The sequence below is a fragment of the Paraburkholderia madseniana genome, assembly GCF_009690905.1.
GTDB lineage: Bacteria > Pseudomonadota > Gammaproteobacteria > Burkholderiales > Burkholderiaceae > Paraburkholderia > Paraburkholderia madseniana.
Window position 1 is genome coordinate 1 of the sequence record NZ_VOSW01000116.1, and the last position, 26277, is coordinate 26277.

Sequence of the window (26277 nt, forward strand, 5' to 3'; positions counted from 1 at the left end):
TGCGTCCAGCCTTCACCAGCTCGACCATTTGCGCCCGGAATTCCGCCGGGTACGGGGTACGATGCTTGCCCATAATCGGCACCTCCTTCTCCAAAGGATAGATGTCCGTTTTTCTGGGTCAACTTCAATCCGTCAGGCGATGGGGGTGCCAAAGACCAGGGACGCCTTCGAGGCGCACCACCTCTCACCCTATTCGTTCGCGACATCCGGCATGACCTGGCCCATCTCCATCGCCTGACTGGCTGGCACGTCCTGAATACCGACAACAATCTGGTCATCCGGCGCTCCCGTCGCGGTCTGAAACAGTTTCCAAAGACGCTGTATCAATTCCCGCTTATATTCAGGCAGCCCACGTAACCGGGCCCCTTGCTAACGCATTGGGGCACCCAGACGATCACTCGGCGTAGTTCTTCAGAATGCGCAGGTCGGTCACGGAGTACGCCATACCCAGCCGATAACCCCGCCCGACGCGCACGGGCGCAATCAGGTTCATGTCCTCACCGGCGACCTCAGGAATCTTCAGCTCCGCCGACCCGGTCCAGACGTCCACGATCGCGAGATTGTCGGTAAGCGACATGGTCAGTTCATCAACCGGTGGCTTCTCCTGAAGTCCCGCTGCGAGTTGAGGAAAGTAACGGCGCATCGTTGTTGGCCGGTTGAACACGGTCGTCGGGTCAGCGACAGGTTCCTCAAGCTGGATACGGGCAGTCGCCAGCCGCTCTCCGTGCGCGGACACACTCGCACCGAAGCGACTGCCTTTGGCAAGCGGCGCAGCTGCGAGACTGGGCGCGGAGAAACTGCGAGTCTGGTAGACGCTGGCGAGCTTCTTTGGAAACCCTTGCGCCCATCCGCGGGCGATGGCGGCATCGTTATCGACGAAGATGTATGGGCAGTAGTTGACCGGAACACCTTCGAAGATCGCCTCGACCAGAACGAAGGCTTCGCGGTATTGATAGCGGGCCGGGTCCGTCAATTCGTCATTGGAACCCGTGAACTACCAATCCAGAAACCAGAAGAAGGACCGGCCGCCGGATTTCTCGTCCACCGTGAGGCCTGGCGGGAGGAGCGCCGCGATCGCTTTCTGGTCGGCCCAGTATTCGATGGCGAGACAGTCACTGGAATAGTGCCACGGCGGCAGCGTCGCCAGTGCGGACTGTCCTTGCGGAGTAATAGGGACCGAAAACGCTTTGGGCATTTCGTTTCTCCTTCATCGGGACGATAGGAAGTCGCTGCACATAGTGCCGTGCCTCGCCTGCTACCGCTTTCGAAATCGCACGACCAAGCTGCAGATCTGCGACCCTGCATCGCGGCAACCCATCCTTGCGAACCGGTGTGGAGGTTTCGCCGGATACGGCCTCAGTGGAAACCGTATTCAGGATTACGTCGATCGAAAATCGGTTCGCTCCAGTGGCGAGGCACAACGTCTTCGAAATGGATCATCTCCAGCAGGTCGCCGCGCTCGTTCCACGCGGCTTCGCCACTAGGCCAGGGGTGCTGAAGATCGAACAGCAGTCTCACACGCTGCGCATAGTGCGCTGGAGGCCCTGAGGGAGCAGTCCATGTCCATGCCAGCAAGCGCGCGCCGTGCACGTTCATGAGTTCAATGCGGGTCGGCTTTTCAGTCAGGCCCTCTTCACGAAAGCTGCGGGCATCATGCTCGATGGTGCGCGCGATGTACTGCAGGCCGAGATCGCGGACGCTATGGCGGGACTGGGTGTGTGCGAACGGGCCGTCGATGGCGATCTTGCCTGTCACGATGCGCAGCACTCCGCCCAGATGACCGACAACGCTATCAGGGTCCCTTGTTTCGTCGTAGAGAATCTCCTGTCCCGCATGGGCGCCATCGGGGAGCCATTTTGCGTAGACTTTTCGAGGAGTGTCCTGGTAGCGGATAACCATGTGATCGGGCCGGTCGGACCATCTTCCGGATATCCGCTCCTGCCGGAACATCCTGTATTCGCAGGCGTCGTCGGGAACCATGTCGGACCTCGCGTACTCGACGAAGGCATCCGGCTTCATCGCGTCCATCAGAGAGAGGATCTGAGCGTCGGTGAGAGACAGAAGCGAGTGGTTTTCAATCCACGTTCGCAACAAAGCTGCCTGTTCGCGGGCCGTGAGACACCGGAACCGGTTGACGTCCACGCTCACGGTATCCGACGTGGCGACATCGGCGCATCCCACCGATGTGCCGGATGAAGCCGGCGTAATCGGGTTGGTCGATTGGGCGTGAGCGCCCGTTGAGACAAACAGGCACGTCAACGCGAACGCGAACGCGCGCAGCAACGTCCGCGCGCTTGCCTGCCAACCCGCGGCAGGCTGCGTGCTCCGGCTTGCTGGATGATCGGAAATGCGAACTCCGCAAAGCATCATGGGTTCAAACCGCCGCTGGTTCCCCGGCTTCTGAACGGCCGCCCGAGCATGCTGCATGCGTCGATCGCCATGGATCGCAATTGCACCTCTGGGACGAGGCCAGTCAGCGCGCATCCCGTCCCCTGACTCTCCCAGTAGAACGTGCTGCGATTACCGTCACGAAACAGGCGGAATGCCGTCGCGTCCTTTGGAACCACTGCAACGTACATCGTGAGCCGGGCGCCGGCGGTGTTCTGATACATGAACTGCGCGGCAGGGCCGGACTCGCCGGGCAGGAGGCGACCGCCAATCAGCGAATAGCCATATTCCCGAAGCGAAGGCACCGACAACCGCTGACCGAGGCGCCGTGACAGCCAGTCGACCAGATGATCGCGTTGCGGCGCCGCTACCTCCACGGGGTGGCGTTGCTCAGGCGCGTACACCGCGTAAGCGATGTCGGCGCGCTCCGCGAACACGGGTGGATCGGCCGTGAAATTCGCCGACATCCAACCGGGTGCCGAGCCGAGCGCCATGCCCATCGCCATCCAGGATGCTGCCACGCCGGCCTGCTGCCACCACGGCGCGCGGTGGCGCACGACGATACAACGCGCACCGTGTAGCGGGTCTCCGAACAGTGCTGTCAGCGCGGCTTTTTGCGCGCGATAGTCCGCCACGCGCTCAGCCGCCCAAGGGTTGGTCGTCAGCCGAACGAGCATGATCGCGTGCTCCGTGGCGGACAATTCATCGTCGGCAAAAGCCGACAGTGGCCGCAAATCCTGGTCGCCCAAGCCTCGTCTCGTTCGGTCTCCATGGTCGTTCATGGCTCGTTTCAAACTTCCTCCAACCGGGTGCCGCGTGATGATGGAATGTCGCGCATGGCGCAATGCATCATTTCTTGCGTCTACGTCCCCAATAAACGTATGACGGGGCCGCTATATTCCAATCGAGTGAAGTGAAGGTTTACTGTGGCAGAGCCGGGAAACCTTCCGGCACTCAGCCGCCACCTCGCGCGGTGGCAGGCAGTTTGCAATGCCTTCGCAGCATCAAGGGTTGTGCGAAAGATGGAATAGACGCCCCCGCGAAATCGTTTAGACGACATACGAACCACCGGCAGACTTCGATGAGCACTCGACAACAGCACGTCATCCGTTCTGTCAGCGCGGGGCTGCTAATTGCGTCCGTTGCGTTGTTCGCTGGCTGCGGCGGCGGAGGCGGTGGTGGCGCAAGCAGCACGTCGATGGTTTCGGTCGCCGGTACGGCGGCAACCGGCAAGGCACTCGCGAACGCGACGATCAGCATCAACTGCACGCGGGGCTCGATGTCGGTCGCCGCAGATGCGAACGGAAACTACCACGCGGCATTCGGCGCAGTGATGCCGTGCATGATCACTGCGACTTCGGGCGGGACGACGCTGCACTCCGCCGCGTTCGCTGGCGGCACGTACAACGTCACGCCGGAGACTGACCTGTTGTTGTCGTATCTGGCGGCGCAACTCGGTACAAATGAAAGCGGGCTGATCGCCGGCTTCGCGACGAACACGCAGTTTCAGCAGGCGCTGCAGAATCAGACCAACGTTCTGACGGCGCAGGCCGCTGTCGTCCAGAATCTGCAGCAAAAGTACAGCGTTACGCTTTCCACCCCCAATTTTCTGACCACCGCATTCACTGTCGGACAGCCGGGCGAGGACAACGATCTCGAAGCGCTCCTCACTCTTGGCGCAATCGACGCCAATGGCGAACCGGACGCAGCCGCCGTCGCACTGATGGCCACGATGGGGGCCGCACATCCGATTGCGATATCGCCAGGTACCGGCACAAGCGGGACCGGTGGAACCGGGGTGGGCGGCACAGGAAGCATGGGCGGCATGATGTGAGACGACACGACACGCCGTACTCATGGCGCTTCGTGAGATCGCGCTGCTGCAGAGGTGACCGATACGCGTTCAACCGACAGCACTCGCGTACGGGTCAGAGCGGCTCCATGGTGAAGTCGCCCGCAGAATGGCTGCGGGTGGAACCGGCAGAATGTGCACGAAATAGCGCCGTAAACTCCTCCGCAGGCAGAGGTCGTGAAAAAAGATAGCCCTGTCCAGTTTGGCAGGACCATTCTCGAAGGAGCCTTGCCTGCTCACTCGTTTCAATTCCCTCAGCCGTGACGGACAGTCCAAGAGACTGCGCCATGGAGATGACGGCGCGAACGATCGCATCGTCCTCAGCACTCGTGCCAATGCCCTGAACAAAGGATCGGTCGATTTTCAGCACATCCAGCGGTAGCCTGCGAAGATAACTGAGCGATGAATAGCCCGTGCCGAAGTCGTCGATTGCGATTGTGACGCCGAAGTCTTTCAGCCTCTGGAGCGTCTCGATACTCCTTTCGGTATCCCGCATGATCAGGCCCTCCGTGACCTCCAATTTCAGCGAGCCTGCGCCGATGTGAGCACTGGACAGCGCCGCAGCCACGTCGGTAACGAGGTTGGGATCATCGAACTGCCGAGGCGAGAGATTGACGCTAATCTGCAGTGGCGGCTCGGTCGGGAACTCCCGCTGCCAGCGGGCGACTTGCTGGCAAGCCTCTTCCAGTACGTATCGTCCGAGTGGAATGATCAGGCCGCTTTCTTCTGCAATCGCAATGAACTCGGCGGGCGGCAGCAAACCTCGCGTGGGGTGCTGCCATCGCACGAGCGCTTCCATTTCTCGGAACCCTGCCTCCTGAAGCTGCATGATGGGCTGGAAATACACCCGTAGGTCGCGATGCTCGATCCCGTGACGCAGGTCCGTTTCAATCTCCAGCTTTTTGACTGCTTCCGCGTGCATGTTCTCTTCGAAAACCACGTAGCGGCCCTTTCCACCGTTCTTGGCCCGGTACATCGCGACGTCGGCGTCCCGCAACAACGTATCAGCATCGCCGCGGCCGCGCCCAGCGTGCGCGAATGCCAGCCCAACGCTCGCGCTGACGATGTACTGTTTGTTGTCGAGATCGAACGGTTGACTGAATTGCGCCAGGATGTTGTCCGCAACCAGGGTGCCTTCGCTCGTCGCCTCACTCCCGAGGTGTTCCAGCAGGATGACGAACTCGTCTCCGCCCAACCGCGCGACGGTGTCGGTCGGGCGAATGCACCCTTCGAGGCGTTTGGCCGCTGCGATCAGCAGCCGGTCTCCCACGTGGTGTCCGAGACTGTCGTTCACCCGCTTGAAGTTGTCCAGGTCGACGAAGACAACGCCGATCATCGCATTACGCTCACGCGCGCGAGCTTCGGCCTGGCTAATACGATCGAGCAGCAGTGCGCGGTTCGGTAACGAGGTGAGCGTATCGTAGAACGCCCTTCGCGCGAGCTGCTCCTCGAAGTTCTTCCTTTCGGTGGTGTCGCTTGCGGTCGCCACGATTGCGCCGACAGCCGGTTCGTCGAGCAGATTCGTCAAGGTAAGCTGAATATAGCGCCACGCTTCGCCTTCGCCTCGCGTACGGATCTCGATGGATTTCGTGGATCGAGCCGTCGACGACACGGTCTCCAACAGGCCCTGCAGCGTGGGACGGTCAGTGGGATGAATCGGATCGAGCAGACTGGTGCCGACGAGCTGGCCCATGTTCTTCAAGGGGTCCGGTCTTCGCGTCGGCGCCTCGTAAGTCACAGTCCCGTTGACGTCGGAAACGAGTATCGCATCCGACGTGTTCGCGACAAGCGCCTGCAGCCTCTGTTCGCTGCTGCGCAGCGCGTCCTGGGCCGCCGCATCCACGTTCTTGCGAATGCGCCGCAGCATCTGAAGAAACAGCAGCGAGAGCCCAACGCCGATCGCGAGTACCACGGGGGTCGATATCAGGACGATCCGTTGCACGGCAACGAGCCGGTCGAGTTGCATCGTCGCATCGTCGCGGTGCTGTGCCGCTGCCGCGAGAACCTTTTGCTCGATATCGTCGAAGAGTGGATCGGCCGAATCCTCGTCGATCTCATTAGCTCTCGCGATGTCGTGATCATCGACGGCCTTGAACATCGGTTTGGCGAACGCTCGATACTTCGCGTGCTTCTCCAGCAGGCCGCGCAGCATTGCGCTGCTGCCAGGCTCAAGTGCCACTGCCCTCTTCAGCGCTGCGTCAAGTGCTTCACCGGCCTCGCGGTGCTCGCGTAGAACCTCCGGACGCGGGTCCAGAAAGTACTTGCGTTCGGCCGATTCCTCCCACGCAACGCTATAGCGAGCTTCCTCGAAAGCCTTATCCGCCTCGTTGGCAGCTTGCGCGGCGAAACCGGCACTCAAGCTTTCATACGCTCCCCAGAAGGCCAGGAGCGGCACGCTCAATAGAACGAGGACGAGACCAAATACGGCGGTGCGCCGCGCGGGGGGCACATTCGACGACGTCTGCTCAACTCGGTCTTCTGCTGCGTTGCGTCGCCACAGATATCGACGCCTTTGGGTGCCTTTCTGTCTGGTCACGATTGCTCCGATGTGGAACGGCACGTCGACGAGGCGCCCTGTTCGAGCAGGTTGGGCGGAAGGAAACTGAAAGTGTCAGTCTTCCCGTAGACGGCGTGCGTATCCGGAAGTCGTGATCCGAAGCATCGCTCAGTTCTTTCGTTGACTTCGAACCGAGTAAACGACGGACGACTCCGATCCCGGTCCACGTTTTGTCGGACCACCGCATATTAACGGCACGCTCGGATTTTTTCTAAAGGTCTCGCGTTGGTGGAGTGCGGTGCGCGCGTCAGCCTCTAACTAGAACAGCGGATGCGCTTGCGGGTACAGCGCGGTCCTGAGCGCGAGGCCACCGAGGACAACGAAGATGATGGCGGCCAGAATGTGGACCGCCTTTGTTGGCAGGCGGTCGGCGAATTTGTGTCCCAGGTAGATGACGGGCACATTGGCCAGCATCATGCCGAGTGTCGTACCCGCAACCACGCCGAAGAACTCATGAAAGCGTGCCGCCAGGGCAATCGTGACGATTTGGGTTTTGTCGCCCATCTCGGCGAGAAAGAATGTGAGCGCGGTTGTGCCGAACACACCCATCGAGTTTTTCGTCAAAACCGCATCGGCGTCGTCCAGCTTGTCCGGAACGAGAATCCACACGGCCATCACGGCGAACGAGGCGACAACCGCCCAATTCAGAATGCCCGGACTCAGAACGCTCGCGAGCCACGCGCCGAGTGCGCCGGATGCACCATGATTGATGAGGGTGGCGACAAAAACACCAAGGATGATGGGAATGGGCTTGCGATATCGCGCTGCCAATACCAGGGACAAGAGTTGAGTCTTGTCGCCGATTTCAGCAAGGCCGACCACACTGGTCGAAATGAGGAAGGATTGCATGGGGTTGTTGTACCCGGGCCGCGCAGAAAAAACGCGATGACACGCATTCCGGCGACCCGGTTAGGTCGGAATGCGAGTCATCGGTCTTGCCAGGCATTTAGCTGCGCACGCCATAGCGGGTCTCTCGACTCGCCAAGTATGTTGACGTGCGCCCTCGAACATGGCGTTCGAGGCGGCTACTCCCCAATGAGCAGGCGCGATTTTATCGCGCCATGCGTTGCAGAAGCAAGTCGCCACTATAGCGCTTTGCGCGGTTGAGCATTGCTGCGAGCGCTGATTATTACGAATGCCTTTCGGGCGCGATATGCTCGCCCCTGTCTTTGGGGAGTAACCGGCTTCTACCCAGAAGCACCTGCGTCAACTATTCGACGGCAGCAGCGATCGGAATCGGCACTACCATATTTGCTGAACACCATGAGATCTTCAGCTAAACGTCGATCGTGAGCCCTTAATCAGAGGCGACTGCGCAGTCCCGCTCAGTCTTGTCGGGGTCTTGGGGCGTCACACGTCGAGCGGCACGTGTCTTTCATGTGCGCCGCAATGGCGGATGCCGTGAGCGCACACAGCAGCCCAATGGCGCTGCCGACTGCCACGTTCAGCAGGCGTTCGCCTCCAAAAATCCACGGCTTTCCCGCTAATACAAAGGCTATTGCCGCACAGGCGCACCGGACGCCGAATGCGAGCGTGTACGGACGAATGCAGATGAGCGTCAGCATTGCGGCGAACACAACGAGCACACGCATAAATAACGCATGAGGGATCATCAATCCGACGATCACTCCGAAGGAAACGCCGACAACGGCCCCGGTGAGCCGGCTGCGAAACTTCTGCCGGGCGCTTGCTGCATTTCCGGTAACGACGCTGGCGGCCGACCAGATCATCCACTGACCATGATCGACGTGCCGCCATTCGACAAGTACGGCAGCGCAAGCGACCGCGAGCGCGACGGTGATCATCAGCTCGATATATGCGTTGCGCTCGTTGTTTGGGGAGAGGCGAGTCCACTTTGCGAAATGCGCAAGAGTCGGCTGGCCGGTTTCACGCGAGCGGAAGTGCTCGACTGACGCAAGGAGCAGGATCGGCAATGCGGCTATCAACAGGAACGGCAGGACCTCAACGCTCCGGGTAATAAGCGCCTGCCGCGTGACGCCTTCCCCACTTTCGCAGGCAAGATACAGCGAGGGAATGAACGTGAAATTGCCGAGCGGGCGCAAGGCACTGCCGCCCGCGGTCACCAGCACGGATCCCATGCCCAGCAGGACTGTGGCTACGACAAAGAGCAGCGGGTGCGCGAGCGACGCCATCAGGATCACGAAGCCCGCGCTGATCGCCAAAGCGTGCGCGAAGACGCTGAGCGGCGCAAGCTGCGAGTGGTCGAGCGCGATGAGCATCGCGACCGGCACGATTGCAGCGGTAAGCCACTCGGATCTGCCCGATATGACTGCAAGGAGGAGCAGCGGGACGAGCGCAAACATGGCGCGACCCAACGCCCGCATGTCGAACACGGTTTCGACGCGGCGCAAGAGCGACGAAGCTCCGGTGTGACGTTCGCTGCTCATCGTCTCTCTCCGGCCACGCTGTGCTTGTCCATCGGGCGTCATCAGGCTGCGAGCGCCTCGAGTACGTCGACGGATCGCCGCACGAGACCGAGCCTCGGGAAGATGTAATTCAGCGACGCATGGTGATGCTCGGGCGCGCCGCAGCTCATTGCGTCCTCGACGAGCACCAGCGAGTACCCGTGCTCGTGCGCGGCGCGAGCCGTCGACTCGACGCCGATGTTCGTCGAAATCCCGCCCAGCACAATGGTTTCGATGCCGCGACGCCGCAATTGCAGGTCGAGCTCGGTGCCGTAAAAAGCGCTCCATTGGCGTTTCGTGATCTTGATGTCGCGCTCCTCCACCGCCAGTTCGGCGGGAAAGTCCCACCAGTTCGAGGGCAGTCCGCCGGGGGGAAGCGCGATGGGCTGATCGATGGGCTGCTTCAGTGCATCGCCGAAGTCGGCGCTCCAGCCCACCCGGACCAGGACGACCGGCGCGTTCACTTCCCGGAAGCGCTTTGCGAGCGTTGCCGCGGTAGCCACCACGGCTGCGGCGGGTCGGGGCGCTTTCCCGAATCCGAGAATGCCCTCCTGAAGATCGATCAGAACGAGAGCGGTAGTCTTGGGGTCAAGGTTTTGCAACATGATGGCCTTCCATTGAAAGCGGCGAGCCGCTGGTGTATTGTGAGGGGGTGCTCACAAACAGTATATGAGAATGGCCTCACAAAAGTCAACGCCGAATACGGGCGAGGCGAAGGCGCCGCGCCGCGCCCGCGGACACGCGCGGGTGGCGTCGTTGCTGGAAGCCGCAAGCGCGGAATTCGCCGAAAGGGGGTACGAAGCAACGACGATGACAGCGATCGCCGCGCGCGCGGGGGCGTCGATCGGTTCGCTTTACCAGTTCTTTCCGACGAAAGAGCAGGTCGCAGGTACGCTGATCGAGCAATACGTGACCGAGCTTGAAGCAGCGTTCGACCAGCTGAGCGAGGAGGTGCCGTTGCTTGATGTATCGGTCGTTGCGGGCCGACTGACGACGTTTTTCGTGGCGTTTCGCACGACGTACCCCGCTTTCGTGGTGCTGGTCGACGCGCGTGATATCGCATTGCCCGGCGCCACTGGGGTACGCGAAAGATTGCGCAAAGGAATCGCATCCGTGCTGGCTGCCCTCGCGCCGCGATTGTCCGTGGAAGAAGCATTGTTCCGGTCCGTGGTCGTCCAGCATCTTATGAAGGCGGCCGTCACGCTGAGCTACGATGCGAGCGTGGTTGACCATCACGCGGCGATGCTGGAGTTCCAGCGCGTGGTAGAGCACTACCTTGAGGACGTGATGGAAGCCACGCGTGGTGGACAAACCGGCGCAGCGCATCGAGGCGCAACACCCAAGGAGCGTTCCGCTTCGGGCAAAGGCGTCGGTCCGAAGAGCAAGGGCAAGTCCGGCGTCTCGGCGTGAATGCTGTTGCTGCCCTGCGCCTCATCCCGTCGCCGCGCAACGAACACGTCCGGCGGCGTGCACCTGGACGCTTTCGCAACCGTTTGAATGTGGCGCGTCCCGGTTGAAACGGTCAACCCATCCACGCCGGCGAATTTTCGCGCTACGGTGCCGGCAGTCGCGCTGGTTCTACGAAGCAAGGTGCGCCGGGCTCACTGCCGCCGCCTGACATTGGTTTCAGGCATCCGTAGATAGACGAGCAGCGAAATGGCGGCCCAGATTGTGACGTACCAGAAGAAGTACGACTCGTGGCCGGACGCCTTGAACCGCAACGCGACAAATTCCGTCGTGCCGCCGAGGACCGCGGTTGTTAGCGCGTAGGGGAGCCCGACCGCAAGTGCCCTGATCCGCGCCGGAAAAAGTTCCGTCTTCACCAGCATGTGGATGGAAGTGAATCCGCTCAGCATGAGCAGCCCGGCGAAACAGAGCATGAACATCGTCACCGTGCTTTTCGTGCGGCTGAGGGCCTCGAAAAGCGGAACGGGGAACAGCGTGCAACTCAAACCGAAAAAGATCAGAACGGGGCGGCGCCCGATCAGGTCCGACGCCAGACCGAACAACGGTTGCAGGGGTAGGTACAAAAGCAGCGCGCCGGTGGTGATGAGCGTCGAGGTCTGCTTGCTCAACCCGGCGGAGTTGACCAGGAACTTCTGCATGTAGACGGTGTACGTGTAGAAGGCGACCGTTCCACCTACCGTGATGCCGATCGCGAGCAGAATGTTGCGCCAATGCTGGATCAGCTGACGAACCACGGGCGGTGACGATTCCCGGCGGCCGTGCTGGAAGGCCTGTGTTTCGCTGACATGACGCCTCATGTACATGGCGAAAAGTGCGAGAAGACCGCCGATGACGAATGGAATGCGCCACCCCCATCGCTCGATCTGATCCGCAGTGAAAAGTAGTCGTTGCATGAGCAACATAAGGCCTAGGGCGAGAAGCTGTCCTGCGACGACGCTGACCTGCAGAAAGCCGAGATAGAACCCACGTCGATTGGCAGGCGCCACCTCGCTCAGATAGGTTGCGCTCGTACCGTATTCACCTCCCATGCTTAGACCTTGGAGAAGTCGTGCTGCAATAAGCAGCGCAGGGGCAAATACGCCGATGGTTTGATACCCCGGAGCTACAGCGACAATCAGCGACCCGAAACACATCCCTGCAACCGACCACGTTAGAGCCAGCTTGCGACCCAGGCGGTCCGCATAGAATCCGATCAACCAGCTTCCAAGAGGTCGGGCAACATACCCCACCGCAGCGATTGCGGCAGTGTTCATCAGCTGCACTGTGGCGTTTTCGCTCGGAAAGAACGACGAAGCGAAATAGATGGAGAATACGCTGTAAGCGAGGAAATCGTACCACTCGATCAGGTTGCCCATGAGCGCGCCGATCAATGAGCGCAGGCGCACTGCCTCGGCGCGTTTCTCCTCCGCCTCTGAACCCGCGATCGCCGGGCCTTGTTGCAAAACGTGATCGGGAATCCTTGCCATATCGGTGTCTCCTACGTCGTTCGTTTTTTGGAAGGGGGTATTCGTCGCGGTCAATCGGCGTCCTTGTATCGTGCGTCGAGCTCGTCGTAGATCGGCTTATTGGCGAGTCGCTGGCGCTCGCCGAAGGGCGCGACGATCGCCGGATCCTCGTCGAGCACTCCGGGCATCAGCAATCCCTTGCGCGCGGCAACCTGTTGGCGAAACGCCAATCGCCGAGAAGCGGTAGTGGAGTTCATAGGGCCGTCCTCAATCGGTAGTGAATCGGTTGACGGCGCATGCCGCGTTAACCGAAACGAAACAACTCTCTGGCTGACCGGCTGAGAATCGCCAGTCGGGTCGACTCCTCCGGAACCCAGGTCGCTAGCGCGCGAAGCGACGCTGCATAGTCAATTAAGTCCTGATGCTCGGTATGCGGCCAGTCGCTGCCCCAGACGAGGCGCTCGGCACTGAAAGCCTCCAGCAGCAGGGGGGTAAGCTCCTCTCCAAGGTCAAGCCCGCCGTCGCCCCGCGAGCTTCGATAAGCGGCCGACAGCTTCACCCACACCTTGCCGGTATCGGCAGTCGAGAGCAGATATCTGAACCCAGGATCCGATGCCCCGGCTTCCGCATCCGGCCTGCCGAAGTGATCGACGACCACCGTGCATCGCTGCGCGAGCAGCTCGCTGACGACCACGGGCAAATCTCTCGCCTCACGGTGCACCTCGACGTGCCATCGCAGACTATTGGCGCGCGCGAGAAGACGCCGCCAATCGCCGCTTCGAAGGTCTGGAAGCGGCAGCCCCAGAAGGTTCAGCCTCATGCCGACTACGCCAGCATCGGCAAGTGACTCCAGTTCTTCGTCTGACACGGCTGGGGCGACTACTGCGACGCCGCGAAATCGTTGCGGATACTTTCGACATATCGCCACAAAGAACGAGTTGTCGGTTCCGAGAAAACTGGGTTGCACGAGAACCGCGTGTGACACATCATTCCCTGCGAGATACCTAACGTATGTATCCAGCGTTGCATCGTAGTCCGGTGCGTGGCGCCGCTGCGGAGCGAGTGGCAACCCTCGCACGAACACGTGCGCATGTGAATCGACAGCGGTGACACGAGGTGTTGGGTCACGAAGCCACTCGGCCACGCCGGCCCCTGCGTCGGCAGCATGTATTGCCGCATCGCTCGTACTGAGGTCAAGAGCGCTCATGGGTCTTGGCTTTCCGATTGTTGAATACACGTCACTTGGGCGACGGCGCCGGCGTTTCGGAGACGACGAGCGACGCAGGGCCGGCAGCGCGTTGCCTGTTTGTCTCGGGCAGCAGCAAGGCGGCGAGCACGACCATGCCATACGCGATTCCCGCGTCGATGCCGAGCGCCGCGCCGAGCGGCATGGAGTTGCTCATGTGCCCGATCAGCACAGGGAAACTTGCAGACACGACGCGGCCGAAGTTGTAGCAGAATCCGACGCCGGTGCCCCTGATCCCCTGCGGATACAGTTCGTTGAAGAGCGCGCCAAGTGTGGCGGGGATGCCGGCCGCGAAGAGGCCGAGCGGAAAGCTCAGAATGAGCATGGCCGTGTCGCCGATCGGGAGGAATACGTACAGATTCACGGTCGCGGCGCAACAAAGCGCAAACAGAATGACGTTGCGGCGACGACCTATCCGGTCCTGAAGCCAGGCGCTCAGGAAACAGCCAAGAATGAACGCGACGATGACCACCGCCAGGTAGCCGCCGGTACCGAGTACGGATAGATGCCGCTCCGTCTTCAGGTAGGTCGGCAGCCAGGTCGTGATCGCATGGTACCCGCCATGGGCGCCCAGTCCGATCAGGGCGCCGACAACGGTCGTGCGAATGACGGATCGGTGAAAGATGCCCGCGGCGGTGTTGAAGACGCCCTGCTTGTCATGGATGTGTTTGGTCCGACACGTGTCTCGTCCCGGCTCCACAACGTTGCGTCGCAGATAGATGACCAGCAGTGCGGGCAACGCCCCGGCGGCAAACAGGACGCGCCAAGCCCATTCGGGGGACGCCAGCGAGAAGACGACTGTATAAAGGATGACCGCTCCCGCCCAACCGAATCCCCACGCGCTTTGCACGATGCCCATGGCTTTGCCTCGATGCCTGGCATTGATGGTCTCGCTCAGAAGCACCGCTCCAGCCGTCCATTCGCCGCCGAAACCCAGGCCTTGGAGTACCTTCAGTACGAGTAGCTGGTCGAAGTTCTGCGCAAAAGCGCTCAGAAACGTGAAAAGCGAGAACCAGACGACCGTTATCTGCAACGTGCGGACCCGGCCGAATCGGTCGGAAAGCGTACCTGCGAGCAGTCCACCAAGCGCGCCAGCCACCAGCGTGGCGCCACCGATCAGGCCGGCCTCGCCCTTGCCGATGCCCCAGGTGGCCAGCAGCGTGGGAATGACAAGGCTAAAGAGCTGGGTATCCACGCCGTCCAGCCCCCAGCCCGCGAAGCAGCTCCACAGCGCTCGCTTCTCCGCTCGGGAGATTTCCTCGTACCAGCGCATAGTCTGTCTCCTTGTCGGGCGCTTTTCGCCTTGATGTGTCGATCGTTTCCGGGAGTCTAGGATGCGTGGATGATCGCGGGTACTATGGAAACGATCTTTATTCATAACGCGACAATATGGAATCTGCGCGAAACCTCAAGTACTTCCTGGCGGTCGCGGACGCCGGAAGCGTGACGGGCGCCGCTCAGGCGCTGGGCATTGCGCAGCCGGCCCTGAGCCAGGCAATTACCCGCATCGAGCGCGAACTCGGCGTCAAACTATTCGAGCGCACGCGGCGTGGCGCCGCGCTGACCACCGCTGGCGCGGCGATCGTGGACGACATTCGCCTCGGCGTTTCGCGTATCGACGCCGCAGAAAAGCGGGCCCGGGACATTGGTGCCAAGCTCGGCGGCAGGCTGACGGTCGGGTTCGCTTCCACGGCGTTGTTCGACGTGTTGCCGAGGTCGATAGCAGAGCTGCGGGCCCAGGTGCCCGGCGTCGAGCTGGTGTTGAAAGAAATGAGCAACGCCGAGCAGGCCGCCGCACTCGAGGAGGGGAGCATCGATCTGGGCCTGCTCCATACGCCGGTGGCTGTGGGAGGCAAGATGCGCGAGAAGCTGATCGTCCGGGAGCGGATGCTCGCGGTGATGCCGCTTGCACATCCGGTTTCGGAAGACGGCAAGGTGAGTCTGCGCGAGCTCGCCGACCTGGGGCTCGTCTGGTTTCCGCACGATCAGCTTCCCGTGATTCAAGCGGGGATCCTGAGCGCCTTCAGGAAGGCAGGATGCGAGGCGAACGTCGTCCAGCACGCAAACCGCTCGCTCACGGTGCTAGCCTGCGTCGCCTCCGGATGCGGCGCGTCCTTGTTGCCGCAGTCCGTGCAGGCCATTCAGTTCGCTGGCGTCAGACTGTGCGAGGTCCGCGATGGCGCCGCGCTTCCGTTCTTCGAGCTGAGTGCCATCTGGCCGCACCGTTCGAAGCCGGCCCTCGCAGATAAGTTCGCATCGTTGCTTCGTCCGAATCTCTCGACCTGATGCCACTTCGGCGCGAATGAGCCGTTCGTCGCATGGAGGTGTGCGACCTTCGGTTCGACACCGAAATCGCGGTGGAGGAAGCTGGCGCGAAGCGAAGCATTCTCTGGCGTCATCATCAGCGTGATGATTTCTTCGCGCTCGATTATGTGAAGTCCGAGGCAATGGTCTTTTTGAACTGCCTCTTCCCACTGCTTTCGGTCTGCATTGTCCACTTTGGCGGACGTCACGAAAAGGAGCATGTCCAGGCATGCCGCTTCTATCGTCACCAATCAAACGACCGTAATCAGCGAGGAACGGACGCCCGAATGTCCGAGCGACGAGTCAGGCGAATGACGCTTCATGGCCGGTCGCTGCCTGTCATTGATCGGCGCCACGTTGCGCGAACCGCACTCAATCGTCGGTCGTTCCGGGCCTCGTCGCAGCAGCAGGCCACCCGCCGGAAAAGTCAATTACAGCGCCAGTCAGAAACCGGGACTGTGTCGATGCGAGAAAGCAGATCAGTTCGCCGATCTCTTCCGGCCGGCCTAGCCGACCCACTGGTACCGTAGTCCTGACGTAGTCACGGCCTTCCGGCTCGTCTACGAAGACAGCGCGTGGATAATAAGCCTCGCTATACAGGAAGTTCGGTGCCACCGCGTTGACGGCAATGTTAAGTGGCGCAAGTTCGACGGAAAACGATCGAGCCAATGCATTCGCGGCATCCCTCGCAGCATCAGGAATGGCGCCTCCATGCATCGGCAGTTTCGTCCTGCACGATGTCACTAATACGAGATTCCCGCCGCCCTGCTGTCTCATACGCGGGATGGCCGCCTTTACCAAAGCGAAAGGACCGACCACCAGCTTTTCTAGTGTCTGCCGCAGGCCGTCCAGTGATGCATCTACAGTGGGCCGATGGATAGCGGGAAAGTGGTCGTTACTGACAATGGCATCAACCCGCCCAGTGACGGCCCATGCGGCTTCGACCAGCACCTCAACACTTTTGCCGCTCACACGCTCGACACTGCCATTCGCGTTCGAAAAGTGCTCCCACGCGATGTCGTCCACGAAGGAATCATCGTGGGCAAGCACGCGGAATCCCGCATCCAGCAGTGCTGCTACGGCAGGCGGGCCGGCATAGTCCGACGCATTTGTCACAAGTGCAACCTGTTGCTCTTTCTTCACAGCCGCTCCTCCTGGTGGTTCCGAAGCCGCGCGACCCGATGGACACCAGCGACCGCGCCTCCCTCGCGTCTGCTATGGCGAATCCCGACGTTCGGCTCAGCGTTCCATACTCGACGTCCGGCCCGTTTCGACATCGCCTTCAGCGAATCGCGTCACGAGTTTCCCCCTGTCCATGCGTTGAAACAGTTTAGGCGTTCAATGCGCGGCGCTCGCACCTTGAATCTGGCATTACCCTCTTCTCCCCGACCTATGCCTTATCCGTCACTGATTCCAAATCGATCACCAACGATCTAGGACGGTGCATCTAGCTTCTGGCCGAAGCTTGCCGATTGAGCGAGCAAACGGTGGTGGCCACGACCAGCAGACCCCGTCTACTTAGGAAGCGGACCGGTCCTGAATATCTTGACGCCCCTCCCCTGGTTCTGGTTCGGTTGGTCCCCTGGATCAGCATATTTTGTCAAGATGCTCACCGCCGCACTAAAGCGATTGTGGCGAAAACACACAACGCCAATTTTGCTCTGATTACTGCGCAAACGATTGCTTATACTCTCTGCACCTCTTTCTCCGAGGCGCATCGTATGCGGCAGGAATGGCTTGAATTTCTCCAGCGAGTCGACTGGAACACTCCGGTAACTTTGGCGCTGACATCAGCGGCAGTCGGTTCTGTCATAACGCTCGCCTGGATTTCAGCGAGGGATGCTAGGGAGCGCAAGCGTCAGCGACGCGATACTGCACTGGAACTAGCGTTATCGCTGGAAAGCTACGCCCGAACCTGTCGGACAATGATGCATAAGGCCACCTGGGCAGCAGCGGAGCCGGTCGGCCATTTGAACCGCGAAGCCAGTAAAGGCGTTTCCATTCCCGCCTTTGCCTACCTGGACAGGCTTCACTGGCATGTGTTGAGCCGCGAAGTTATCTCCGAGCTCCGTGAGTATCCGGCGACAGTGCACGCCGCTCGGGAATATGTGGAAGCGTTTCGCGAATTCGGCGAGCCAATCGACCTTTGTGGTCAGGTTGAATACGAATGTGCGAAGGCTGCGATGGCAGCGCTAGCACTTGCTCGGGCCACGCGCCGGCGGCACGGAGCCGCGAGGTGGAAGCCGGGTGCCAAAGACTCAGCCTTGGAGCGCGAACTGTCCGACTTCATCGCGAACGCTGAAGAAAAGCGCAAGGAGTCGCTCGAGCGTCGAATGGAGGCTACAGTCGATCGGCGAGTTGACTTGCAACGGTTCAAACAGGTGCTAAGCGCCTAAAACATCGTGAGCTCGGATCGCGCCTGCGCGGATAGTTTCCGTAACCGACCCGATATAGATAGTCCGTCCCGCTTTCATCGATACTGGTGGGACTGGCAGCGAGCTGCCAGTCGAGGCGGGACATGCACTCGTGGACTACGAATAAGTCGACCCAAACGCCGGGACGATTGCCGCTTTAGCTTCGACCCATCATTCGCCCTTCTCCTCGCAATCTGTCCCGAAAAAAAAGATTGAACGGAGATCTATGGTTTCGGAGGCCGGTGCCGATAAGACCGCTCATAAGTCCCCCGCCAGACGAGGCTTCCCAATGCCATTTGATTTTATCGCCAGCCGCCCGACCCGATTAAAACGTACTCTCGTAATCCTGGTTGGCTGTACAGGCGTACTTGCCAGCTTGTCGATTTGGGGCCGGGTGCCCGCCGATGTACTCGCTGACGCGGATAGAGAGGTCGCCCACTTCGGCCCCGCACTAGTGGGCACCGCGTGTCCGGTCGAAGGAGCAGTCGCAAGGGACGCCCGCGGTACCTTTCTCATGTGTTGGAAACAGGTCTGGAGCAAGCCGTAGACCCTACTCCATATCGCCCCGGCGTCTCTGGCGTAACGCATGGCGGACAACCGGGATTTTCTGATTGAAGGTCCGGCACGAGGCTAGACGCAACGGAAGAAGACCAGAGTGTCGTGTGCCTTGCGTCCGAACGCATGTGACCGAAGCTTCGGTTAGGGAGCGTACCCGAAGATGCGCCCGTCGCAATGCGCGCAATGCACTCGCTCGGCGAACCGGTCGTTGTACCGACTCGCAACCCACAGTCGCCGTGCTCGCTCTCAACAAACTCTCCAAATGAAAGACACTTCCCGGGTCCGTAGATTCGCACAAGCGCTCGCCCACACGCTGACGAAAAAAAGCCGACAGGTCGTGTCGGCTTTTTTTCTGGCGCGGGGGTAAATGTCCTGGCGAATCGACCGGGAAGAGAGACGAGTCATGCCGGCCGGCGGACCCGTGTCGATGCTGTTGGTCTGACTTGTTCGTGGCAGCACGAGCGCACTGCAATGCACTGGGCAGGCGTATCGACGCTGGGCGCAGAGCGCCGGTCGAAGCCAGTCGCCCAGGGGGACGCAAGACCGGGCGGTGGGGCGATCCGGCCAACTGTTGAAGAGCTGGAGCCGACCCGTCGTCGGCGGCGACTGTCGGAATACCGGCCGCAGCTCGTCGATGGCGTCACCGAGCTGTTCAGTCTGAATGGCGAAATCTGGAAGGAGTCGTCGCTCCGCCCGCGCAGGGTTTGCGCTATTGGGCCGCTGTGAGTTTGGGGCCTGTCCTCAATGCCTGCCAGCCTGTCTGCGGCTCCTTCCGCTGATCGCTTACCTGCTCGATGCCGCTTTTCAACACCGCTTCACAAAAGGCCAGGCGAGCTCGGTAGTAATCTGCGTGCATCTGGGCGTCAAGGATCCGTTGTTCAGCCTGGAAGAGTTCCAGACGCAATTCCCGCAACGCTTTTTCGGCCTGCTTCTCCGGAGTAAGAGCGTTGCGTACAGCCCAGCTGGCTATCCACCGCAGCATGATGAACTCCTCTTATCGTCAGGTGACATTCCGCCGGCTTCAAATCGGACTTTCACGCCGGGGGCACAAAACGCCACTGTCCCGACCACTTCTTCATACAGCCACTGGTGAGTCAGCGCTATCAATAATCAGGGAGTACCTGTGCGTCACACTGCGCGGTAGATCACGTTGTTGCGAAAAAATTTCCCGCCGCCCATGCAACCGGCTTTTCCGCGTCTGCGGCGAGATCATATGGATACACCGTAACATGCACCTGGAGCAGCCACACATCACTTGTGCGTGGTGACGTCACTCCCTCGAGATGACGCGTGAGCAATCGACGAACGTATGCGCGCGCCCCTCTGCGTAACGCACTGCCTCGTCAGTGGACAAAAATTCAACCGACTCGGCAAAACGTGCAATCACGTTTGCCTGGATGAAGGGCTCCCGCTTATACACGTACCACGCGACTGCGTAACGCCGCTCGGTACCGTTGAACGACACGGATTGATTCTCCGTTACCTCGACGTAAACGCCGTGCCCCCGATACGGTTCGCAAGAATGGCCGTACATATTTCCTCCCCAGCGTCTGCGCACTGGACAGGTTAGGCTAAGCAACAAGCATTCCAGGACGTTCGTTCTTTACAGAATGCGCGCCTCGTGGTGCCCGCAACGAGGTGAGGTCTTACGCGCCATGATCGGTCGGATAAGGTACTTCAGTTTGCCGTGGTCGGACGGCGCCTGCGTGAACCACTTCATCGCGTCGATTCGTTCAGTACCGCGCCGATCGGCGGAATGCTCTGGCCTTGATTGGAGTTTGCAATCAGGTGCTGGGCAAAGAAAAAGCCGCTCGAAAGCGGCCCGTCGTGCCTCACCTCTTGTCGCCGTCGATCGTTATGCGTACGGGTTGCTGGGCACGCGATGGAATTCTTCGATCATGCGCTTTTTTGCGTCCGCGAGCTCCTGGTCCAGGCACGCCAGCGCACGCCGCGCCTTCATTGCGTTGACGCCCGCCGACCTCGCCGCGTCGATTCGCTCCTTTGCCCTAGCGACTTCGATGGTCAGCCCCCGACCCGAAGCCGACTCGGGCGACGAAGCGATAAACGCCCGCTTACCGTCGGAGGTCGGCCGCTCGCATTCGCCCTGGAGCGGATAGAGGGCGCATAAATCAGACGCATTGAAAAAATAGCGCCAGATACTATCCTTCAGGCTGGCATCGTAATCTCATACGTTCGACTCTGAGCATGCCGCATGTGGCGCGAAGCCTCCCTTACGGTCATTCACGACGGGACTTGCGAGATGATCAAGCGGCTGTCGCTTATTTCTGCTTCTGTCGCGCTGGGCTGCATAGTTACAGTTGCCCCCGTGCTGACCAGCATCTATATCGCCGACGAGGATGCAGAACGTCGCGAGCAGGAAGATTTGCAGCAGTTCGCCGCGAAAGCCGTGATGCGCACGGAGCTTGTCACCTACCAGGCATTCGCCGCTATTGCGGATATGGAGGCGGCCCCCGGCAGTCTTTGCTCTCCCGCCCAGATCGCACGGTTTGCCCGCGTGTCTTTCAACTACCGATACGTGCAGGACGGGGGGGCGTACGGTGGTGGACGCTATCTGTGCTCACCGCTTTTAGGCGACGTTCGGGCGCAACAACTGACGATGCCTGCGCCCGATTGGCGGACCAAAGACGGCTATCTGGTCTGGTTCAGGCATAAGAACCCCCTCAGCGACGAGCGTCAGGATATCCAGATTGGCCGCAACGGACACTATGTCTCGATCGACCCGCAGTCCTACGTCGATCTTATCGACCCCGCCCGACGACCGATCGCGGTGATCAATGTCGAGACGAACGCAATCCTTGCGTTGTCGCCGGGTGCGGATGCCGACGACATCCTCAACGCATGGAAGCTGGCTGGGCACGTGGACAATGAACAGTGGCACTACGCTGTCGCCCGTTCGTCAAGCCGGCCCCTCGGGGTGGTAGTCAAATCCCCGCGCAGTAGCCTCGTGGGCTACTGGACGGGTTTGCTTGTGATGTGGCTCTCGATTGGTGTCGTTGTCGGCGGTGCGCTCGGCTGGATTGCGTTCAGGCGAATTTCGCGGCAACTCTCCTTCCCGGCGACGCTCGAATGGGCTATAGCACGCAAGAAACTCGACGTGGTTTTCCAGCCGATCGTCCGCCTCACGAGCGGCGAATGCGTTGGCGCAGAAGCGCTTGTCAGGTGGAACCTGAACGGACGCCACATTTCGCCGGAAATTTTTGTCGCGGTCGCAGAGCAAAACGGCCTGATTCAGCAGTTGACGGACCTCGTACTGGACAAGACCCTTGACGAGCTGTCGAAGCTCTTGCGCACGCGTCCTTCGTTCTACGTCTCAATCAACGTGAGCAGCGAGGATTTGCGGACGCGCCGTTTCCTGAACGTTCTTACGGCCCGGTTGCAGGAGACGGGGATTCGACCTGCTCAGGTCAGAATCGAAGCAACCGAGCGAAGCTTCATGGATGCCGACGCAACGCGGCAAACAATAGCGGCATTCAGGGATGCTGGCCACCCTGTCTATATCGATGATTTTGGAACCGGGTATTCCAGTCTGTCGTATCTGCAAACCTTTACGATCGATGTCCTGAAAATCGACAAGTCATTTATCGACACCATTGCACAAGACGCAGCATCCAGCGTCGTCGCGCCTCATATCATCGAGATGGCACACGAACTGGGGGTGGAAATCGTGGCGGAAGGCGTCGAGCGCGATGTCCAGGTCGAATATCTGGTGCAGAGAGGCGTCCAGTATGGACAGGGCTGGTTGTTTGCGAAGGCCATGCGTGTTAATGAACTTATCGTCTGGCTTAACGAAAGCAGATCGACGCTTCAGCCGATCCATCAATAATCCTGGTGCGCGATGCGATGCCACGCGTGCCCAATGCACCTACGAACCGCAGCTGGCCGACGACACCACTTTCCGGGGGATGCTGAAAACCGATCGTCTCTTGTGCCTGGAACAGCAGACATCTCCAAGTCTAATCCGTGGGTCCGGAAATGGCCGCACCGGGTCCGACGCAGATGTCGGAGCATCGCCGCGCGCGGCGTCTATGCGAGTGGCGTAAGACGACCCTGAACTGCCCTTCGACCCGGAGTGACTTTTACGGCAGCTTCCAAGGTGAAACAGCCATTCGTCCCCTGGTGTCTGCCGGCAAGTCATCGGCCATTCAGGCCGGATGCCGATTGCAGCCGCGTGCCACCTTACATGATGCGCTGTCTGTCCGCTTTCGAGAACGACGAACGGATTCCGCGGACACGAAAAAGGGGGGGCGCGGGCCTTGCGGATGCGGGTGACGTTCGATCGGTTTCGGGCGAGACGTGCGCGGTCGAGTTGGTGGCGCTAGCCGGCAATCTTCAGCGCGAGTTCAGCGACATGTTTTGTCCCGGAAGCGCGCGATATCCAGCTCATTTTGCGAAGTCCCGATCTTCTTGCTCCGCCGCGCCTCCCCGATTGCACATACGTTGCTCAATGTGGCTCGCCGAGGCAAGCATCAGCGACATCGACGATCGGCTCGCTGTCGCCATAAGCTTCGTAAAAGCGGTCGACGCACCTTATCTGACCGAAGGTCCAACATGTCCCGGGTGGATCATGACCCAGCCACATCACAGTCGCCGCCGCCTTTGTCCGAAGTCCCCATTGTTGCCAGTCAGAGCCTGTTGGCAAAAAACGACCGTGCTTGTCCGTGTACAAGTTCAGGTCCAGGCCGTATCGCTTCAGGTATGGCGGGTTAAGGAGATCCTCTATAGCAGGCTTTTCGCCACGGGAAATTCGGGCGTTTTCGACTGCCTCATCCAGCCGAAAATCGCTCATGGCACGGCTGATCACTGACAACTCGAACAGCAGCGGCGCGCCAATTGCCAGGCACGTAACACCTAGGCAGAGTACGAGCACTGCAAGAACGCGCCTTCCGGTTAGCGATGTCCACGACACTCGCGTCCCCCATCGTCTGCTTTTCCTGTATGCCTGCGCGCGCTCGGGCAGCGTGAAACCACGCACAGTCTCGTTGGGACAATGCACAGCCTTGACGCGTGTGCGAAGCCCGCGCCGAACTTGTCGACAGCGCCTGATGCATCAGGGTGTTTCACCTTCCTGCGGCTGTTCGTCAAGATTGCTCTTGAACTCGTACTTCTTGTGCGAACCGTCGCAGAATGGCTTGTTCTGCGAGTGGCCACATCGACACAGCCAGACCTCGTCCTTATCCACCTCAATGTTTTTCCCGCCTTGAGTGGTAATCTTGAAGTCGCCCTTGATGTGGTACGGGCCATCATTCCGGGGGGTAATAATTGCAGTCGCCATTTGAGCCTCCGCTGATTCTGAATCACGCGTTCCGCACACGTTCGGGACACTCGATGCGGCAACCTGAATACAGGTCAATTTCAGTCTATATCTGATACCACATGAAGGTGCGGCGAGCGTTGTGGCATCGCACAAAAGCTTGTGGAAAGGTTCGCCGCGAATGGTATGAGGACATCATGATCTGGCTTGGTGGAGGCGGTAACTATCGGCCACAGTTTCGGACGCTCGAACTCGACGCCCCGTAAGCGGACGGTCACCTGTCAGATTGCAGGGCGCGACTTGGCAGGGCCACGCTGACACCAGTCAAGACCGCCGCGTAGGCGCATTGGGCTCTGGGATGCCTTGGGGTTACTGATCGATGCCGCCCGCATCGCTCCGGATCGACAAGGCCACATCACTCCCTCCCCCGCCGTTGATCCCGCGTCCACTTCGCCATACCTGCTTGCTACGCTCGGAGAGTTCGCCGCAACAGCGGGATCTCATTCCGGCTTATCGAAGACGCCGGCTTCGAGATCCTGTCTGAAATGCTGCACCCAACCGGTTTCGAAGCCGATGGGGTATTCCCTCGCAATTTGTGTTGATAGTCTGGTTACGGTGACATATCCCTGCAGGCCGACGTTCTCGTCGCCCTTGGGGTCAGTCGTATCCGTTTCCAGCAGGTCGAATTCACCTTCTGTCAGTCCCTTGCGCTGCAAGGTCGCCAGGAAAGCCTGGCGTTCATCCGGTTCGATCAGTTGCATCTTCCGCCCTCCCGTCTGTCCGATACCGATATTCGTGGTCCCCTTCACGACGTTGTCATAACCCCAGAACGTTAGGCAGTGCCCAAGTGCGTCATAGCTGCGGCTGAGGTTGTGAAAACCGAATGCCATCCGCTCATCTGGGTCCGATCCTGTCGCAGTCGGGAATCACCAGCGTACAGCTTTTGTGCACGCGCTCGATGGAAAACTGTCCGAACAGTTTTGTCATAGGTCCTGCCATCCTTCATGACCCGTCGCAATTTGCATTGGTGCGCAAAGCGCCCGGGCTCGTATCTGTGCCGATTGCAACGTCCGCTCGCTGGACGAGCCGATGCGAATGGACGGATCAGTCCATGCGCAGACCGATAGCAGAGGTTCGTTGGCCACAACAGGGCTACACTTAAAATGGGATAAATTCCGGAGCAATACCATGACCGACGCTACCCCCCAAAGCACATTTCGCGGTCTTCCCCTGACGCCGGAGCAGGACGCAGAAGTCAGGCACTACATAAAGAAAAGAGAACAGCATGGCGCGCCGTGGGACACGCCGGAGTTGGAGGCCATGCTTCGAGACATGCTGCAGCCCCCGAGCGACGACGACGGAGGACCCGGTTCCACCGTCGACGAAACGAAGGCGGCCACAGAACGCGCGACAGCTTCCATCGACGAGACCATGGAACCCATTGAAGCCTGCGAAGAGCGGAATGCTGCGATGGAAACCGAGGGTATGAGGGGACCGAAGCGTTGAATCCCAGGCAGCGCTCGCGACTGGTGTTGAAATTCACCCTACGCGTTCGGACCGTGGCATGAGCCTGTTGGGAACCCGGAATCACATCGATTGCGCGGACGTTGTACCCGTGGCGCCCTTTCGATGCGTGTCCTATCTGCGACAGGAGGAGATCGTGAAACGCGATATGAATCTGGCACTCGCAATATTGAAGACTCTCGAGGAAAACAAATCCCCGCACCTCAGCGAATTTGACATTGAAGGCGCGCTCAAGGATGCGTTCGATGTTTCGAACCGGGGTGTGGGGTATCAGTTGAACCTGCTGGCCGACGCAAATCTCGTCCGCTCGATGGGTAGCGACTGGCGGCTAACCTGGGATGGCCACGAGTTTTTGAAATCGGCGGTCCCGAATACCTTCGAAGACACCTGAAGGGTGACCTAAGCGCTGGAAACATCCCCCGGCTTTCGTGAAGACAACCCGATTGCAGGGGCATCGCACAGGAGCCGCCGATCGCAATAGCAGTTTGCCGAAGCGCGTTCGATTCCACGACTTGATGACGACCGCGCCCACCGTCCAGCCAGCCGGTTTTGTACAGTCGCATGTGCGGATATTCCTGGTCTGAGGGGAACATGGACCGGTTAAAGCATGCGATGCTTGAATATCACGAGCGCAGCAAGCATCGCGTCGGCGGCTACGCCCCTGGCCCCGGGAAACTCGACTGGGCAACCCAACCGTATCCGTTCCGGGTGTTTCACGGCGCACCGCGCATTGATCTGCCGTTAGCCGCGGATAGCCTGACTACACGCTACAACGAACTGCGCTGCGGCGCTTTGCCGCCCGCGCGCAGATTCGATCTTTCCAG

General features: G+C 60.1%; 24 protein-coding genes, 3 pseudogenes and 1 riboswitch. Of the genes and pseudogenes, 9 read left to right on the plus strand and 18 right to left on the minus strand.

Annotated elements, in window-relative coordinates; all coding sequences use genetic code 11:
- Positions 1 to 189: 189 nt before the first annotated feature.
- The 4 genes and pseudogenes from FSO04_RS48885 to FSO04_RS38455 form a co-directional block, all read right to left on the minus strand.
- Positions 190 to 348 (minus strand): tautomerase family protein, encoded by a 159-nt coding sequence (locus FSO04_RS48885; protein ID WP_154566698.1) that lies wholly within the window; start codon positions 346 to 348, stop codon positions 190 to 192.
- Positions 349 to 394: 46 nt separating this feature from the next.
- Positions 395 to 1195 (minus strand): annotated as a pseudogene (locus tag FSO04_RS38445) (acetoacetate decarboxylase family protein).
- A 161-nt stretch (positions 1196 to 1356) separates the two neighbouring features.
- On the minus strand, positions 1357 to 2283 hold the full coding sequence (locus FSO04_RS38450) for a DUF1571 domain-containing protein (RefSeq protein WP_166618339.1): 927 nt from the start codon (positions 2281 to 2283) through the stop codon (positions 1357 to 1359).
- A gap of 83 nt (positions 2284 to 2366) precedes the next feature.
- Entirely contained in the window at positions 2367 to 3170 is an 804-nt protein-coding gene (locus FSO04_RS38455; RefSeq protein WP_154566683.1) for an anti-sigma factor family protein, read from the minus strand.
- Positions 3171 to 3469: 299 nt separating this feature from the next.
- Between FSO04_RS38455 and FSO04_RS38460 the strand changes: the two genes are divergently transcribed.
- On the plus strand, positions 3470 to 4222 hold the full coding sequence (locus FSO04_RS38460) for a hypothetical protein (RefSeq protein ID WP_154566684.1): 753 nt from the start codon (positions 3470 to 3472) through the stop codon (positions 4220 to 4222).
- A gap of 94 nt (positions 4223 to 4316) precedes the next feature.
- Here the strand turns inward: FSO04_RS38460 and FSO04_RS38465 are convergent, their stop codons facing one another.
- Positions 4317 to 5978, minus strand: coding sequence for a putative bifunctional diguanylate cyclase/phosphodiesterase (locus FSO04_RS38465; protein ID WP_325063552.1), 1662 nt, complete (start codon positions 5976 to 5978; stop codon positions 4317 to 4319).
- Here FSO04_RS38465 and FSO04_RS46605 point away from each other — a divergent pair.
- On the plus strand, positions 5892 to 6473 hold the full coding sequence (locus FSO04_RS46605; RefSeq protein WP_166618341.1) for a hypothetical protein: 582 nt from the start codon (positions 5892 to 5894) through the stop codon (positions 6471 to 6473). The genes FSO04_RS38465 and FSO04_RS46605 overlap by 87 nt on opposite strands.
- Positions 6474 to 7055: 582 nt before the next feature.
- Here FSO04_RS46605 and FSO04_RS38470 read toward each other — a convergent pair.
- The 3 genes from FSO04_RS38470 to FSO04_RS38480 all read right to left on the minus strand — a co-directional run bounded on the left by FSO04_RS38470 (position 7056) and on the right by FSO04_RS38480 (position 9828).
- The gene (locus tag FSO04_RS38470) at positions 7056 to 7646 is read right to left on the minus strand and encodes a TMEM165/GDT1 family protein (protein WP_154566686.1); all 591 of its coding nucleotides are present in this window, start codon (positions 7644 to 7646) and stop codon (positions 7056 to 7058) included.
- Between the two features lie 14 nt (positions 7647 to 7660).
- A riboswitch (yybP-ykoY riboswitch) is annotated at positions 7661 to 7843 on the minus strand.
- Positions 7844 to 8122: 279 nt separating this feature from the next.
- A complete protein-coding gene (locus FSO04_RS38475) occupies positions 8123 to 9205 on the minus strand; it encodes an FUSC family protein (protein WP_166618342.1) in 1083 nt (360 codons plus the stop codon).
- A 41-nt stretch (positions 9206 to 9246) separates the two neighbouring features.
- Positions 9247 to 9828 (minus strand): hydrolase, encoded by a 582-nt coding sequence (locus FSO04_RS38480; RefSeq protein WP_154566688.1) that lies wholly within the window; start codon positions 9826 to 9828, stop codon positions 9247 to 9249.
- A gap of 70 nt (positions 9829 to 9898) precedes the next feature.
- On the opposite strand from FSO04_RS38480, the gene FSO04_RS38485 reads away from it, so the two are divergent.
- Positions 9899 to 10633: a TetR/AcrR family transcriptional regulator gene (locus FSO04_RS38485; RefSeq protein ID WP_199203095.1), complete on the plus strand. Its 735-nt coding sequence runs from the start codon at positions 9899 to 9901 to the stop codon at positions 10631 to 10633.
- A gap of 191 nt (positions 10634 to 10824) precedes the next feature.
- On the opposite strand, the gene FSO04_RS38490 is transcribed toward FSO04_RS38485, so the two are convergent.
- From FSO04_RS38490 to FSO04_RS38505, 4 genes and pseudogenes are all read right to left on the minus strand, one after another.
- Positions 10825 to 12156 carry an MFS transporter gene (locus tag FSO04_RS38490; protein WP_154566690.1) on the minus strand — a complete coding sequence of 444 codons (1332 nt, stop codon included), beginning with the start codon at positions 12154 to 12156 and terminating at the stop codon, positions 10825 to 10827.
- A 50-nt stretch (positions 12157 to 12206) separates the two neighbouring features.
- A pseudogene (locus tag FSO04_RS38495) lies at positions 12207 to 12320 on the minus strand (carboxyvinyl-carboxyphosphonate phosphorylmutase); the annotation flags it as partial.
- Positions 12321 to 12439: 119 nt separating this feature from the next.
- Entirely contained in the window at positions 12440 to 13342 is a 903-nt protein-coding gene (locus FSO04_RS38500; protein WP_154566691.1) for an amidohydrolase family protein, read from the minus strand.
- A gap of 31 nt (positions 13343 to 13373) precedes the next feature.
- On the minus strand, positions 13374 to 14654 hold the full coding sequence (locus tag FSO04_RS38505; RefSeq protein ID WP_154566692.1) for an MFS transporter: 1281 nt from the start codon (positions 14652 to 14654) through the stop codon (positions 13374 to 13376).
- Between the two features lie 116 nt (positions 14655 to 14770).
- Here FSO04_RS38505 and FSO04_RS38510 point away from each other — a divergent pair, with 116 nt between their 5' ends.
- Positions 14771 to 15667, plus strand: a complete 897-nt coding sequence (locus FSO04_RS38510) for a LysR family transcriptional regulator (RefSeq protein WP_154566693.1) — start codon at positions 14771 to 14773, stop codon at positions 15665 to 15667.
- Positions 15668 to 16057: 390 nt separating this feature from the next.
- Here the strand turns inward: FSO04_RS38510 and FSO04_RS38515 are convergent, their stop codons facing one another.
- Positions 16058 to 16828: an SDR family oxidoreductase gene (locus FSO04_RS38515; protein WP_168435981.1), complete on the minus strand. Its 771-nt coding sequence runs from the start codon at positions 16826 to 16828 to the stop codon at positions 16058 to 16060.
- A gap of 329 nt (positions 16829 to 17157) precedes the next feature.
- On the opposite strand from FSO04_RS38515, the gene FSO04_RS38520 reads away from it, so the two are divergent.
- Positions 17158 to 18081, plus strand: coding sequence for a hypothetical protein (locus tag FSO04_RS38520; protein ID WP_233465161.1), 924 nt, complete (start codon positions 17158 to 17160; stop codon positions 18079 to 18081).
- A 1285-nt stretch (positions 18082 to 19366) separates the two neighbouring features.
- On the opposite strand, the gene FSO04_RS38530 is transcribed toward FSO04_RS38520, so the two are convergent.
- Both FSO04_RS38530 and FSO04_RS38535 read right to left on the minus strand, forming a co-directional pair.
- Complete coding sequence (locus FSO04_RS38530) at positions 19367 to 19639, minus strand: hypothetical protein (protein WP_154566695.1); 273 nt, start codon at positions 19637 to 19639, stop codon at positions 19367 to 19369.
- 288 nt (positions 19640 to 19927) lie between these two features.
- Positions 19928 to 20191: a hypothetical protein gene (locus FSO04_RS38535; RefSeq protein ID WP_154566696.1), complete on the minus strand. Its 264-nt coding sequence runs from the start codon at positions 20189 to 20191 to the stop codon at positions 19928 to 19930.
- Between the two features lie 726 nt (positions 20192 to 20917).
- Here FSO04_RS38535 and FSO04_RS38540 point away from each other — a divergent pair.
- On the plus strand, positions 20918 to 22501 hold the full coding sequence (locus FSO04_RS38540) for an EAL domain-containing protein (RefSeq protein WP_154566697.1): 1584 nt from the start codon (positions 20918 to 20920) through the stop codon (positions 22499 to 22501).
- Positions 22502 to 23119: 618 nt separating this feature from the next.
- On the opposite strand, the gene FSO04_RS38545 is transcribed toward FSO04_RS38540, so the two are convergent.
- From FSO04_RS38545 to FSO04_RS38555, 3 genes are all read right to left on the minus strand, one after another.
- On the minus strand, positions 23120 to 23479 hold the full coding sequence (locus FSO04_RS38545; protein WP_233465162.1) for a hypothetical protein: 360 nt from the start codon (positions 23477 to 23479) through the stop codon (positions 23120 to 23122).
- 246 nt (positions 23480 to 23725) lie between these two features.
- Positions 23726 to 23950 carry a CDGSH iron-sulfur domain-containing protein gene (locus FSO04_RS38550; RefSeq protein WP_063496116.1) on the minus strand — a complete coding sequence of 75 codons (225 nt, stop codon included), beginning with the start codon at positions 23948 to 23950 and terminating at the stop codon, positions 23726 to 23728.
- 479 nt (positions 23951 to 24429) lie between these two features.
- Positions 24430 to 24690 (minus strand): transcriptional regulator, encoded by a 261-nt coding sequence (locus FSO04_RS38555; RefSeq protein ID WP_154566700.1) that lies wholly within the window; start codon positions 24688 to 24690, stop codon positions 24430 to 24432.
- 427 nt (positions 24691 to 25117) lie between these two features.
- On the opposite strand from FSO04_RS38555, the gene FSO04_RS38560 reads away from it, so the two are divergent.
- From FSO04_RS38560 to FSO04_RS38570, 3 genes and pseudogenes are all read left to right on the plus strand, one after another.
- Positions 25118 to 25435: a hypothetical protein gene (locus tag FSO04_RS38560; protein WP_063497946.1), complete on the plus strand. Its 318-nt coding sequence runs from the start codon at positions 25118 to 25120 to the stop codon at positions 25433 to 25435.
- A gap of 154 nt (positions 25436 to 25589) precedes the next feature.
- Positions 25590 to 25844 (plus strand): DUF2513 domain-containing protein, encoded by a 255-nt coding sequence (locus FSO04_RS38565; RefSeq protein ID WP_233465163.1) that lies wholly within the window; start codon positions 25590 to 25592, stop codon positions 25842 to 25844.
- A 200-nt stretch (positions 25845 to 26044) separates the two neighbouring features.
- A pseudogene (locus FSO04_RS38570) lies at positions 26045 to 26277 on the plus strand (nitroreductase); the annotation flags it as partial.